The organism is Rhizobium sp. A37_96, assembly GCF_053521765.1.
In genome coordinates this window covers 1-11,994 of the sequence record NZ_JBNWDS010000026.1, presented here as the reverse complement: position 1 = coordinate 11,994, position 11,994 = coordinate 1, and the positions used below count along the sequence as shown (strand labels likewise).

At 62.2% G+C, this 11,994-nt stretch carries 14 protein-coding genes and 1 tRNA gene; 10 read left to right on the top strand and 5 right to left on the bottom strand.

From position 1 onward, the window contains the following. Nucleotides 1-127: 127 nt before the first annotated feature. The 6 genes from ACQZ6J_RS31940 (at nucleotide 128) to ACQZ6J_RS31915 (ending at nucleotide 4,493) form a co-directional block, all read left to right on the top strand. Nucleotides 128-295: a hypothetical protein gene (locus ACQZ6J_RS31940; protein ID WP_204326564.1), complete on the top strand. Its 168-nt coding sequence runs from the start codon at nucleotides 128-130 to the stop codon at nucleotides 293-295. Then, a complete protein-coding gene (xerD, locus tag ACQZ6J_RS31935; protein ID WP_449086976.1) occupies nucleotides 292-1,281 on the top strand; it encodes a site-specific tyrosine recombinase XerD in 990 nt (329 codons plus the stop codon). Before ACQZ6J_RS31940 ends, xerD begins: the two co-directional genes overlap by 4 nt. Before the next feature lie 63 nt (nucleotides 1,282-1,344). After that, nucleotides 1,345-2,298 carry an acetyl-CoA carboxylase carboxyltransferase subunit alpha gene (locus ACQZ6J_RS31930; protein ID WP_163986986.1) on the top strand — a complete coding sequence of 318 codons (954 nt, stop codon included), beginning with the start codon at nucleotides 1,345-1,347 and terminating at the stop codon, nucleotides 2,296-2,298. A gap of 333 nt (nucleotides 2,299-2,631) precedes the next feature. Then, nucleotides 2,632-3,957 carry a L,D-transpeptidase family protein gene (locus ACQZ6J_RS31925; RefSeq protein WP_449086975.1) on the top strand — a complete coding sequence of 442 codons (1,326 nt, stop codon included), beginning with the start codon at nucleotides 2,632-2,634 and terminating at the stop codon, nucleotides 3,955-3,957. Beyond that, on the top strand, nucleotides 3,950-4,183 hold the full coding sequence (locus tag ACQZ6J_RS31920; RefSeq protein ID WP_449086974.1) for a sulfurtransferase TusA family protein: 234 nt from the start codon (nucleotides 3,950-3,952) through the stop codon (nucleotides 4,181-4,183). Before ACQZ6J_RS31925 ends, ACQZ6J_RS31920 begins: the two co-directional genes overlap by 8 nt. Before the next feature lie 157 nt (nucleotides 4,184-4,340). Next, a complete protein-coding gene (locus ACQZ6J_RS31915) occupies nucleotides 4,341-4,493 on the top strand; it encodes a hypothetical protein (RefSeq protein WP_449086973.1) in 153 nt (50 codons plus the stop codon). On the opposite strand, the gene ACQZ6J_RS31910 is transcribed toward ACQZ6J_RS31915, so the two are convergent. After that, nucleotides 4,490-5,683, bottom strand: a complete 1,194-nt coding sequence (locus tag ACQZ6J_RS31910) for a CobW family GTP-binding protein (RefSeq protein WP_449086972.1) — start codon at nucleotides 5,681-5,683, stop codon at nucleotides 4,490-4,492. The genes ACQZ6J_RS31915 and ACQZ6J_RS31910 overlap by 4 nt on opposite strands. Nucleotides 5,684-5,698: 15 nt before the next feature. Further along, nucleotides 5,699-6,865, bottom strand: coding sequence for a D-alanyl-D-alanine carboxypeptidase family protein (locus ACQZ6J_RS31905; RefSeq protein WP_449086971.1), 1,167 nt, complete (start codon nucleotides 6,863-6,865; stop codon nucleotides 5,699-5,701). A gap of 193 nt (nucleotides 6,866-7,058) precedes the next feature. On the opposite strand from ACQZ6J_RS31905, the gene ACQZ6J_RS31900 reads away from it, so the two are divergent. Both ACQZ6J_RS31900 and ACQZ6J_RS31895 read left to right on the top strand, forming a co-directional pair. Beyond that, a complete protein-coding gene (locus ACQZ6J_RS31900; RefSeq protein ID WP_163986992.1) occupies nucleotides 7,059-8,219 on the top strand; it encodes a M20 aminoacylase family protein in 1,161 nt (386 codons plus the stop codon). A 122-nt stretch (nucleotides 8,220-8,341) separates the two neighbouring features. Next, nucleotides 8,342-8,418, top strand: a tRNA-Arg gene (locus ACQZ6J_RS31895). 35 nt (nucleotides 8,419-8,453) lie between these two features. On the opposite strand, the gene ACQZ6J_RS31890 is transcribed toward ACQZ6J_RS31895, so the two are convergent. Beyond that, the gene (locus ACQZ6J_RS31890) at nucleotides 8,454-8,915 is read right to left on the bottom strand and encodes an Ivy family c-type lysozyme inhibitor (protein ID WP_449086970.1); all 462 of its coding nucleotides are present in this window, start codon (nucleotides 8,913-8,915) and stop codon (nucleotides 8,454-8,456) included. A 75-nt stretch (nucleotides 8,916-8,990) separates the two neighbouring features. After that, nucleotides 8,991-9,257, bottom strand: a complete 267-nt coding sequence (locus tag ACQZ6J_RS31885; RefSeq protein ID WP_449086969.1) for a BON domain-containing protein — start codon at nucleotides 9,255-9,257, stop codon at nucleotides 8,991-8,993. A 202-nt stretch (nucleotides 9,258-9,459) separates the two neighbouring features. Here ACQZ6J_RS31885 and dxr point away from each other — a divergent pair, with 202 nt between their 5' ends. Next, on the top strand, nucleotides 9,460-10,653 hold the full coding sequence (dxr, locus tag ACQZ6J_RS31880; RefSeq protein ID WP_449086968.1) for a 1-deoxy-D-xylulose-5-phosphate reductoisomerase: 1,194 nt from the start codon (nucleotides 9,460-9,462) through the stop codon (nucleotides 10,651-10,653). 121 nt (nucleotides 10,654-10,774) lie between these two features. Beyond that, on the top strand, nucleotides 10,775-11,404 hold the full coding sequence (locus ACQZ6J_RS31875) for a LysE family translocator (protein WP_449086967.1): 630 nt from the start codon (nucleotides 10,775-10,777) through the stop codon (nucleotides 11,402-11,404). Between the two features lie 129 nt (nucleotides 11,405-11,533). On the opposite strand, the gene ACQZ6J_RS31870 is transcribed toward ACQZ6J_RS31875, so the two are convergent. Next, nucleotides 11,534-11,994, bottom strand: a 461-nt coding sequence (locus tag ACQZ6J_RS31870; protein ID WP_449086966.1) for an aminotransferase class I/II-fold pyridoxal phosphate-dependent enzyme, incomplete at its 5' end; no start/stop codon positions are given.

Here is an 11,994-nt window from a genome sequence, read left to right as displayed (position 1 = left end):
GTCAAATGCGCCGGTAGCGTCAAGACGCCGCGGCGTAAACATGTCTGCAATATCCTTCAGCTAACCCTTGAAGGACATAATTGTAGCGCATCGCCGGGCCAACGGACGAGAGAAGGAGAGTTTTCGAATGCCGACACTGTTTCGCTTCCTTGTCATCTGCGCGGTCATCGCCGGATCGATATATGGAGCGATGTGGGCGCTCGTCCTCTTCGTCGATCCGCAGCCGCGCGACGTGACGATCCGCATTCCGCCCGAACGCATCAATCCGCCAACAACCGGCTCGCTGAAACCATGAGCGCACAAGCCACGACCGTAAAAGCCGGCGCGAGGGATCTGAGCCGAGCGCATCTGGAAGCCTTTCTGGAGATGATGAGCGCCGAGCGCGGCGCGGCGGTCAACACGCTGCAATCCTACGAGCGCGATCTCGACGATCTCCATTCCTTTCTGTCCGGGCGCGGCGTCCGCCTGACCGAAGCGGGACCGAACGATCTTGGCGCCTATCTTTCCAGCCTGTCGAGCCAGGGCTTTAAGCCATCGTCCCAGGCGCGGCGGCTTTCCGCCATGCGGCAGTTCTACAAATTCCTCTATGCCGAAGGCCTGCGCACGGACGATCCCACCGGAATCCTCGACGCGCCCAAGAAAGGCCGTGCCCTTCCAAAGACCATGGGCGTCGAGGAAGTGACGAGGCTCCTCACCCAGGCCGAGCAGGAGGCCGCGCCCGAAGGGCCGGATCGATTGCAGCGCCAGCGCATGCTGGTGCTTCTGGAAATGCTCTACGCCACGGGCATGCGTGTCAGCGAGCTCGTTTCGTTGCCGGCAAAGGTGCTGGATCAGGAAGGGCGTTTCCTGATTATCCGCGGCAAGGGAAACAAGGAACGGCTGGTGCCGCTATCGCAATCGGCCATTTCAGCCCTGAAAGCCTACGGACGGCTGCAGGCCGAGGTTGCGGCAAGCGCCAGGCATCCCGCCCCCGAAAGCCCATGGCTTTTCCCCGCCGCGTCCAAACAGGGCTACCTGCCGCGCCAGGTCTTCGCGCGCGACCTCAAGGATCTTGCGATCCGGGCCGGCCTGACGCCTTCGATGATCTCGCCGCATGTGATGCGCCATGCCTTCGCCAGCCATCTTCTCGCCAACGGGGCGGACTTGCGCGTGGTGCAGGAACTTCTCGGCCATTCGGACATTTCGACCACGCAAATCTACACACATGTACTGGAAGAACGCCTTCATCAGCTGGTCCAGACGCATCACCCCCTTGCCAAACAGGCAAAAAAACAGGATTAGGACCGGCATACAGGCTAAAGCCGCCGTCTCTCGTCACGGGCAAAAGGATCGGAAACGCACCTCATGCACAATTATCTGGACTTCGAAAAACCCATCTCGGATCTCGAAGGCAAGATTCACGAGCTCAAGAAACTGGCGAGCGAAGACGAAAGCATCGACACATCGGACGAAGTCAGCCGGCTTGAAGTCCGCGTGCGCGAGGCGACCGTCGATATCTATTCCAAGCTCAATGCCTGGCAGAAGACGCAGGTCGCGCGCCATCCGCAGCGCCCGCATTTCGTCGACTATGCCAGTACGCTGTTCACCGAATTCACGCCGCTCGCCGGCGACCGCACATTTTCCGAGGATGCCGCCATCCAGGCCGGTTTTGCCCGCTTCCGCGGCCAGCCCGTCGCCCTCATCGGCCAGGAAAAGGGCAACGACACCAAGAGCCGCCTGAAGCACAACTTCGGCAGCGCCCGGCCGGAAGGATATCGCAAGGCGATCCGCATCCTCGAAATGGCCGATCGCTTCCAGCTGCCGGTCATCACGCTGGTCGACACGGCCGGCGCCTATCCGGGCGTGGGTGCGGAAGAGCGCGGTCAGGCGGAGGCGATCGCTCGCTCCACCGAAATGTGTCTCGGCGTGAAAGTGCCGATCGTCTCCATCGTCATCGGTGAAGGCGGTTCCGGCGGCGCCATCGCGATTGCCGTCGGCAACCGCGTCTACATGCTCGAACATTCGATCTACAGCGTGATTTCGCCCGAAGGTGCGGCCTCGATCCTGTGGCGCGATTCCACCCGCGCCAAGGAAGCCGCGACCAACATGAAGATAACGGCCGAAGACCTGAAGGGCCTCGGCATCATCGACGGCATCATCCCCGAGCCCCTGGGCGGCGCGCATCGCGATCCCGCGACGGTCATCGCTTCGGCCGGCGACACGATTGCCAACGCGCTCGGCGAGCTTTCCAGCCGTTCGGGCGAACAGCTGCGCAACGACCGGCGCCAGAAATTCCTTTCCATGGGTCGCAATCTCTAGGTTATCCGTCGGCCCCGGCAGGCCGCCTCGCACCTTGCGACTGCGGTCAAAGGTGAGCCGATACGGCCGCAGTCCGGCTTCGGCCGGATAGCTGCTCCTCAGAGGCGCATTCAGAAAATGTGATCGCGAAAAACGGGAATGAGGCCAAACCTTGGCCACATTTCCGTTATCGAAGCTTTTATGGGAAAGAAAAGCTTGCCGACGCGCCGCGGGCACGTCATAGGCTGGTAAGGAATTTTCAAGTATAAACCGTCTATGATTCCGTTTCATGCTTCGAGGGGAGTGGCGAAACAGATCGAGCTGCCACTCTTCGCATTTATGGGCCAAGTCAGAATGCGCATCCGTCACCTTGCCTACGTCTCTTTGATGGCGCTGACCCTCGCCGGCTGCAACGACGCGCTGGATACAGCGTCGGTCGACCTGTCGACGGTCAAAAACAAGGTCGAGCAGCCGCTTCCGAGCCATATCCTGGCGGACATGGCCCAGAAAGGCATGGACCGCAATTCGCCGATCATGATCCGCATCTTCAAGGAAGAAGGTGCGATGGAGATCCTGAAGGCGAACCAGAGCAACCGCTTCGAAGTCATCGCGGACTACAAGATCTGCGCCTGGTCCGGCCGTCTCGGCCCGAAGGTCAAGGAAGGCGACCGGCAGGCACCGGAAGGCTTCTACATGCTGACGCCGGCCAACCTGAACCCGAATTCGAAATATTATCTCGCCATCAACACCGGTTTCCCGAACCGCTACGACGCCGCCAACGGCCGCTCCGGCGCCAATCTGATGATCCATGGCGCCTGCTCCTCGTCCGGCTGCTATTCGATGACCGACCAGCAGGTGCTGGAAATCTACGCCTTCGCCCGCGACGCCTTCAAGGGCGGCCAGAAGGCCATCCAGCTCGAGGCTTTTCCCTTCCGCATGACTGCGGAAAACATGTGGAAGCACCGCCTCAGCCCCAACATCGACTTCTGGAAGATGCTGAAGGTCGGCTACGACAATTTCGAAGTCACCAAGCGACCGCCTGAGGTCGAGGTCTGCGAGAAGAAATACGTCTTCAACCAGCAGGCCAGCGGCCCGTTCAACGCCGGCGGAAAATGCCCGGTGATGACCACGCCGCCCGCCCTGCAGGTGGCGCTTTCGACCTATGACAAGCAATACCAGGCCGATTATGCCGTCGCCATGAAGAAGTACGACGACATGGCGTGGTACGACCCGACCGAAGCCGAGCGCAAGGCGGTGGTCGCCAAGCAGCGCAAGGGCCACGATCTCGCCTATGCACCGACCGGCACCGCTCTTGCCGCCGGCAAGATGATGAAGGTCGCCGATCTCGAGGCGATGATGTCCAACCAGTCGGCACAGCAGGTCGCGCGCGGCGGTACGGTGCTCAGCCCGAGCACCAATCCGTCGACGGCAAGCATTCGCCTGGCAACGGCGACCCCTGCGGCTGCCAATCCGGCAGCGGCAACTCCGGCAATGGCTGGACAGCAGCCCGCCGGCCCTGTCGTCGCCGCCAACATTCCGGCAAATGTGCCGATCCCGATGGCAAATCCGATGAATCCGGGCCTCAATCCGCTCGCCTATGCGCCGAGCCCGGCTGTCGAGACAGCACAGACCGAAGCCAAGAAGCCGCCTTTCTGGAAGTTCTGGGCCAAGAGTGAATAACGCGGATACCGAGATCTACGATCTGCGCGGGCTGAAGTGCCCCTATCCGGCGATCAAGACCGAAAAGCGCCTGCGCGGCATGACGAGCGGCGCGACCTTGACGGTCGAGACGACCGACCCGCTTGCCGTCATCGACATCCCGCATCTCTGCAATGAAAAAGGCCATACGCTTCTCGCCAGCGAGAAGACGGAAAGCGGCCATCGCTTCGTGATCCGCAAGGGATAAGAAAGCCCGCATTCCGCCTTCTCCCCTTGGGGAGAAGGTGCCCGAAGGGCGGATGAGGGGGAGGCACGGCAAATTGAAATTCTTTGAAGGGCAAAATAGTCCGCGCTCGGCGTGAGCCCCCTCACCATGCCCTCTCCCCAAGGAGAGAGGATAATCCATGCCCGCCGGCCAGCTTCACGAAAAGCCGCCGATCATTCGTTTCTTCAAAACGGACAAGGCGGCCTACGGCGAATTGAAAGACCATGAGAAAATGACAGCATTTCTCCGGCAACGCTCATCGCCCGATGGCGAGGCATCCCCAAGCCCCTAAAACCTCATCCCCGGCACGGCGAGCGGATTGTCCTGCAGCGCCGCACGATCCGGCGTATCGACGCGCGGCTTGCTGAGGAAGGCGTCGAACAGGCCCTTTACGAAATCCTCCGTCAGATCCTTGGTGATGATCACCATGCGCGTGCGCCGGTCCTCGGGATCGGGCCAGGCCGGCAGCCGCACCGGCGGATGGAAGATGTTCTGCACGCCATGCAGCACGACGGGGCGCTCGGGCCGGTCGGACACGGCAACGATCGCCTTCATGCGCAGCAGCTTTTCGCCATGGGCCGAACGCAGCAGATCGATGAACATCTCCAGCGCCATCGGATCGATCGGCTGGGTTTCCACGATCGAGAACGACCGGATCGATCCGTCATGACGGTTCACGTCATGGGCGTGCTGGTGCCGGTGGCCGTGGTGGTGTCCGTGATGATGATGGTGCCCGTGATCGCCATGATGGTGATCGTGATGTTGATGATCGTGGTCGTCATGGTGATGGTGGTGATCGTCGGCCTCCAGCTCATCCTGCAGCCAGCGGCCGACATCGGCGATCTTCGACGCCGGATCATAGAGACCGTTGATGAGAATGGCGGCCCGGCCGGCCTCGTCACTGTCGGCATTCAAGATCTGCGCGCGCGGATTGAGCGCCCTCAGCCGGCTTTCGAGCAGGCCCTCGGGCGCGGCGCCAGCAATCCCAGTCTTGGACACGATCAGCCTGTCGGCAACCGCCACCTGCTTGCGCGCCTCTTCATGGTTGTCGAGCGTCTGCAGGCCGTTGACCGCGTCGACCACCGTGACGACGCCGTCCAGGTCGAAATTGGCGGCGATGATCGGATTGCCCATGATCGACTGCATGACGGGCGCGGGATCGGCAAGGCCGGTCGTTTCGATGACGACGCGCTTCAGCGGCCGGATACGGCCGGTCTGCATGGCGTCCATCAGGTTCGCCAGCGTATCCACCAGTTCGCCGCGCACCGTGCAGCACAGGCAGCCATCGGAAAGCTCGATGATGGAATCGCCGGAGCTTTCCACCAGCAGATGGTCTATGCCGACATCGCCGAACTCGTTGATGATGACGGCCGCCTCGCGCATGGCCTCGTCCTTGAGGATGCGGTTGAGCAGGGTCGATTTTCCCGCCCCGAGAAAGCCGGTCAGGATGGCAACCGGAACTCTTTGCTGCGAAACGCTCATGGGTAAGATCCGATATCAGAAAGTGGGACGCGGCATCGGGATCGGCACATTGGAGGCGCTGCCGGACACGGCGATCTTGTCGCCCTTGATCGCCTTGTCGCCCTTGGCCGCGGCATCGTCCTTGTCGCCCTTGGCGGCAGTCGCGATATCCTGGCCGCCGATCAGGCCGGCATAGACGAAATTCGGTTCGTGATCCATTTCATGAATATAGGGCGACTGCACCTTGGTGCGGCCGAACGGATCGCGGGTCTCGCTGCGCGCCTGCGCGCCCTTGGCGCTGCAGATGTCGGCGGTGACATCGGCGACATCGCTCGTGATCGGCGCATCGGGGCGAAGGGTCGCCAGCGTGTCGCGGCCGGAAAGCTGGTTCTGGAAGCCCTTTTCCAGGAAATTGGCGGAATCGTCGGCGCGCGCCGCGAGGCTGTCCGTCCCGAGGACGACCGAGATCAGCGTGCGGCCGTTGCGGGTTGCCGAGGCGATCTGGTTGAAGCCGGCCGCGCAGATGAAGCCGGTCTTCATGCCGTCGGCGCCGTCGAAGCGGCCGATGAGCATGTTGATGTTCGGCACCTGCTTCACGCCGTTCGTGAAGCCTTCCAGCGAGAAGTAGCCGGCATATTGCGGAAATTCGCGGCGGAGCGCCACGCTCAGAATGGCGAGATCGCGCGCGGTCGTATACTGCCCCTTGCCGGGCAAGCCGTTCGGATTGATGAAATGCGAATCGCGCATGCCGAGACGGGCGGCTTCCGCATTCATCCGCGCCACGAAGCTCTGTTGCGAACCGCCGACGGTTTCGCCGACGGCCATGGCGAGATCGTTTGCCGATTTGACCAGCATCATCTTGAGCGCGTTGTCCAGCGTCATCTTCTGGCCCGGCTTGAAGTACATCTTCGCCGGCGGCTGGGCCGATGCAAGCTTCGACATCACGACGGGCGTGTCGAGCGTGATCTGGCCGGACTGGATGGCCCGGAACGTCACATAGGTCGTCATCAGCTTGGTCAGCGAGGCGGGATACCAGCGGCGAAACGCCTCCTGCTGGTCGAGCACGCGCCCGGTGCTGACATCGACGAGAATATGCGGATTGGCTCCGGCCGTCTGCGCGGTCGACAGGAAAAGCATGGATGCTGCTGCGGCCATAGGAACGAGCCGCAGGGCGGCATACAAACGATTCTGCTTCGTCGGCACGATCTATCCTTCAGAAGTCCGGAATTTTCTCGAAAGCTTCGTCTATTTAACCTATATGGCTAGGAGAAGGCAAAGGCGATTGACGACTTTATTTCCCGACGGCACGCCGCAAAGGCCTCATTGAGCTGGCCGAAGCCGTGCGACGGATCCGTGAGTTGAACCAGAACCGATATTGAGCAGCAGGAACATCAGCATGCCGATCTTGAACAGAGCCGCAGAACTCCAGGGCGAAGTGACCGAGTGGCGCCGCCATATCCATGCGCATCCCGAACTTCTCTATGCGGTTGAGAATACCGCCGCCTTCGTGGCCGAGAAATTGCGCTCCTTCGGCGTCGACGAGGTGGTGACCGGCATCGGCCGCACCGGCGTCGTCGGCCTGATCCGCGGCAAGGGCGAAGGTCGCACGGTCGGCCTGCGCGCCGACATGGACGCCCTGCCGCTGACCGAGATTACCGGCAAGCCCTATGCTTCCGAAACGCCCGGCAAGATGCATGCCTGCGGCCATGACGGCCACACCGCCATGCTTTTGGGCGCCGCGAAATATCTCGCCGAGAACCGTAACTTCAACGGCAACATCGCCGTCATCTTCCAGCCGGCCGAAGAGGGCGGCGCCGGCGGCGACGCCATGGTCAAGGACGGCATGATGGAGCGCTTCCAGATCGCCGAGGTCTATGGCATGCACAATATGCCCGGCCTGCCCGTCGGCCATTTCGCCATCCGCAAGGGCCCGATCATGGCGGCGACGGACGAATTCACCGTCTCCATCAAGGGGCTCGGCGGCCATGCCGCCATGCCGCACAAGACGATCGACCCGATCGCCATCGGCGCGCAGATCATCTCCAACCTGCAGCTCGTCGCCTCGCGCAGCGCCAATCCGCTGAAATCGGTCGTCGTCTCCGTCACCAAGTTCAATGCCGGCAACGCGCACAACGTCATCCCCAACGATGCGAGCTTCGCCGGTACGGTGCGCACGCTCGATCCCGAAATGCGCGATCTCGCCGAACAGCGCTTCAAGCAGATCGTATCCGGCATCGCCGCCAGCCACGGCGCGGAAGCCGAGATCGAATTCCAGCGCAACTACCCGGTCACCTTCAACCATGCCGACGAGACCGATCACGCGATCGCCGTCGCCGAGGAAATCGCCGGCGCTGGCAACGTCATTCCGGATATCGACCCGATGATGGGCGGCGAGGACTTCTCCTACATGCTGCTCGCCCGCCCCGGCGCCTTCATCTTCGTCGGCAACGGCGACACGGCAGGCCTGCACAACCCGGCCTACGACTTCAACGACGAAGCCATCGCCCACGGCATTTCCTATTGGGTACGGCTTGCCGAACAGCGCCTCAACGCCTGAGGCCTCCGTGCCTCATTTCCCGCGCACCTTGCCGGAGCGCGGGAAACGATGAAACCAGATTGTCACTGCAACGCAAAAGGGCTTGGCTTCCTGCCCGCGCTTTTGTATGGATCAACGCAAGTGGTCTCGTAGCTCAGCAGGATAGAGCACCAGATTCCTAATCTGGGGGTCACGCGTTCGAATCGCGTCGAGATCACCATCCCTCACCTTCAAATTGGCCTTCCGCCGGACATCTTATTTATAATCGAACGCATCCGGATGGTTCTCCAGGCTGCCCGTCAGCGCCGCGTAGAGAATGGTCCTGCCGTCGATCGATTCCTTGCCGCCGCCGATGTTCAGCCAGGTCAGCTTTTCCGTTCTGCTTTTCTGATCGGCAACCAGCAGCAGGCCATACATGATCTTCCCGTCGGGGTCGTAGAGCACAGCGATCTGTTCCGAGCCGCAGTCATGCTGCTTGCAGGCGCTCAGCACATAGACCTTCCGTCCGTCGAACATGATCTCATGGCTTGGGGATTCGACGGTCTTGCCGTGGGTCCAGTCCGGCAACCGATGACCCTCGGTCATCGCTCTGAAAGCCGAAGCGGCGGCCGGATCGGTGGCAATTTCTCGAAATGTGGCGGGATGGTTTTGTGCGGATGCGTCCGCTGCAGCCGAAAGAATGCCCATCAGGGCGACGGCCATCATGAGCTTTTTCATGCGCTTGCCTCTAAAATGCGATGCACCGGCAATGCGTATCGCCTGCAGCATGAACATGGGCTGAAAACCGATAGATCACCCCACCGCAATCCTGTTCCTGACCAGCCTGACACCACGGATCGACTCGGCAACGGCAGTTGCCCGGCTCACCTCCTGCTGGGTCGCCACCGAGCCATCCAGGCGGATTTCCTGGCCGGCGGCGGTGACCTTGACGTCGGACGCATCGATTCCGCCGGCAACGGCAAGCGCATTGGCAACGGCGGATTCGAGCGCCGAGCGCCTGGTCTGCTCGCTTTCCAGATAAAGTTCCGCGCCGTGGAACGTCGCCGCCTTGAAAACCATCCGTCGCCCTCCGCATTCGAGTGGTCAGAAAACGCGGCACGGCGCATTTGGTTCAATAAAGACCGAAAATATCGTCAAATCAGTGAGTTCGCCTTTGGCGCGCAACGGCGGTGGAATGAGGTTGCACCAGCGGCGGACTTGCCGCTCCACGCAATCCCCTGTAGAGCCTTGGGGGAAAGCAGCAGCAAATGCGGATACCTGAATGAACACCGGCAGCACGGCGCGTCGTCGCCTGACGATATTGGGTTCGACCGGCTCCATCGGCCAGAATACGCTCGACGTCATTGCCCAACTGGGCGGACGTGACGCCTTCGATATCGCCGCGATCACCGGGCATGACAATATCCAGCTGTTGGCCGAGCAGGCCAGGGCCTGCGGTGCAACTTTGGCCGTCACCGCCAACGAAGAGCGCTATCAGGATCTGAAGGATACCTTGGCCGGGTCGGGCATCGCGGTCGGCGCGGGCAAGAATGCCCTGATCGAAGCCGCCTCCCTGCCCTCGGAGTGGGTGATGGCGGCGATCGTCGGCACGGCCGGCCTTGCGCCGACGCTGGCGGCCGCCCGCCGCGGCGCCGATATCGCCCTTGCCAACAAGGAATGCCTCGTTTCCGCGGGTGATCTCTTCGTGCGCGCCGTTGCCGAAGGCGGCGGCCGGCTGATCCCGGTCGACAGCGAACACAGCGCCATCTTCCAGGCGCTGGAAGACGACCAGCAGCATGCGGTTGAGCGCATCATCCTCACCGCCTCCGGCGGCCCCTTCCGCACCTGGACGCGCGAGCAGATGGCCAATGTCACGCCCGCCACCGCGCGCGCCCACCCCAACTGGTCGATGGGCTTCAAGATCTCCATTGGCAGCGCCTCGATGTTCAACAAGGCGCTTGAGATGATCGAGGCCAAGCACCTTTTCAACGTGCGGCCGGATCAGATCGAAGTCGTCGTCCACCCGCAATCCGTCATTCACTCCATGGTCGGCTATACGGACGGCTCGGTGCTGGCGCAGCTCGGCTGTCCCGACATGCGCACGGCGATCGGCTATGCGCTCACCTACCCCGCCCGCACCAGGCTCAGCGTCGACCGGCTGGATTTCGCCAAGCTCGCGCGGCTCGATTTCGAGGCGCCGGACGAGATCCGCTTCCCGGCATTGCGCCTTGCCCGCACCGCACTGGAGCGTGGCGGCCTGCAGGGCGCGATCATGAATGCCGCCGAAGAGATCGCCTTCCATGCCTTCGTGGATGGCCGCATCGGCTTCCTCGAAATGGCCGATATCGCCGAAGCCGTCATGGACGAGATGATCGCGACCGGCAGTGCCGAAAGCATGGATGCCGTCTTCGCCACGGATGCCGAAGCGCGCAGCCGCGCGGCCGTCCTCATCGCCCAGCGCGACAAGGCAGCGTAAGCAATGACCGACATAAAGCGATCACCGATCGGCACGTCCGGCTCGCCCCGCGAATAGCCGGTTGCCATTTCCGGCGATCGTGATAGGGAGGAATTCCGGCCTCACTTTCAAGGGAATCACTATGCCGGACTTCTCCACCCTCATTCTTTTCGCCGCTGCGGCGCTGGTGCTCACCGCCACGCCCGGCCCCGACATGCTTCTCATCGCCTCGCGCAGCGTCAGCCAGGGCCGGTCCGCCGGTTTCCTCACCTATGCCGGCATTGCGCTCGGAACCTATTGCCATGCCATGGCCGCGGCACTCGGGTTGTCGCGGCTGTTCCTGACCGTTCCTGTTGCCTATGAAATCGTGCGTTGGGCCGGTTGCGCCTATCTGCTCTATCTGGCGATCAAAACCCTGCGTTCGCAGGGCTCCGCCTTCGCGCCCTCGGCCGGGCTCAAGCGGCTTTCGGGCCGGCACATCTTCAGCGAGGGCCTTGCGACCAACCTGCTGAATCCGAAGATGGCCTTGTTCGTGCTCGCCCTCTTCCCGCAATTCGTCGATCCCGGCGGATCGATGATCCTGCAGATGGCGCTGCTCGCCACTATCCTGAACGGCATCGGCTTTTTTGTGAACGGTTCCGTCATCCTGCTCGGCAGCCACATCCGGGGCCGGCTTTCGGCGATCAAGCGTATTCCGAAGCTGCCGCAATATCTGCTGGCGACGGTCTTTGCCGGCCTCGCATGCCGCCTGGCCCTGGGAAGCCGCGGCTGACGGCATCGTCGTAAAAATCATTGCGGAAGCTGGCTTAACACCAACGCTTCCGCAATGAATTGCATGTCGATTTTCGGGCGGAAGCCGTGCCCGTCGAATCCGGCACGGCAGACCTTGGAAAGCCGTCTCTTACGCGACGGCCCTAGCGAGCGCACAACGCGACCAGAGGGCGTGCAGCGCACCGACGAGCTGCTCGATATCGCCATCCGAATGCAGCGGTGTCGGCGTGATGCGCAGCCGCTCGGTCTTCTTCGGCACGGTCGGATAGTTGATCGGCTGCACATAGACGCCGGCATCCAGCAGCAGGTCCGATATCCACTTGCACTTGGCCGCGTCGCCGACCATGACTGGCACGACATGGCTCGGGTTCGGCATGTGCGGAATGCCGTTGGCATCGAGCTGCGCCCGCAGCCGGCGCACCCGATCCTGATGGCGGGCACGCTCGAACTGGCTGACCTTCAGATGCTGGATCGAGGCGACAGCGCCCGCCACCAGCGCCGGCGGCAGCGACGTGGTGAAGATGAAGCCGGAGGCGAACGAGCGGATGAAATCGCAAAGCGCCGTCGACGCGGCGATATAGCCGCCCATGA

What these genes read in the sequence shown, in the direction of transcription:
- ACQZ6J_RS31910 (WP_449086972.1), bottom strand. Translation starts at nt 5,683, where the DNA reads ATGAGCGTTTCGCAGCAAAGAGTTCCGGTTGCCATCCTGACCGGCTTT.
- ACQZ6J_RS31930 (WP_163986986.1), top strand. Translation starts at nt 1,345, where the DNA reads ATGCACAATTATCTGGACTTCGAAAAACCCATCTCGGATCTCGAAGGC.
- dxr (WP_449086968.1), top strand. Translation starts at nt 9,460, where the DNA reads ATGAACACCGGCAGCACGGCGCGTCGTCGCCTGACGATATTGGGTTCG.
- ACQZ6J_RS31940 (WP_204326564.1), top strand. Translation starts at nt 128, where the DNA reads ATGCCGACACTGTTTCGCTTCCTTGTCATCTGCGCGGTCATCGCCGGA.
- ACQZ6J_RS31890 (WP_449086970.1), bottom strand. Translation starts at nt 8,915, where the DNA reads ATGAAAAAGCTCATGATGGCCGTCGCCCTGATGGGCATTCTTTCGGCT.
- ACQZ6J_RS31915 (WP_449086973.1), top strand. Translation starts at nt 4,341, where the DNA reads ATGCCCGCCGGCCAGCTTCACGAAAAGCCGCCGATCATTCGTTTCTTC.
- ACQZ6J_RS31875 (WP_449086967.1), top strand. Translation starts at nt 10,775, where the DNA reads ATGCCGGACTTCTCCACCCTCATTCTTTTCGCCGCTGCGGCGCTGGTG.
- ACQZ6J_RS31900 (WP_163986992.1), top strand. Translation starts at nt 7,059, where the DNA reads ATGCCGATCTTGAACAGAGCCGCAGAACTCCAGGGCGAAGTGACCGAG.
- ACQZ6J_RS31885 (WP_449086969.1), bottom strand. Translation starts at nt 9,257, where the DNA reads ATGGTTTTCAAGGCGGCGACGTTCCACGGCGCGGAACTTTATCTGGAA.
- ACQZ6J_RS31925 (WP_449086975.1), top strand. Translation starts at nt 2,632, where the DNA reads ATGCGCATCCGTCACCTTGCCTACGTCTCTTTGATGGCGCTGACCCTC.
- xerD (WP_449086976.1), top strand. Translation starts at nt 292, where the DNA reads ATGAGCGCACAAGCCACGACCGTAAAAGCCGGCGCGAGGGATCTGAGC.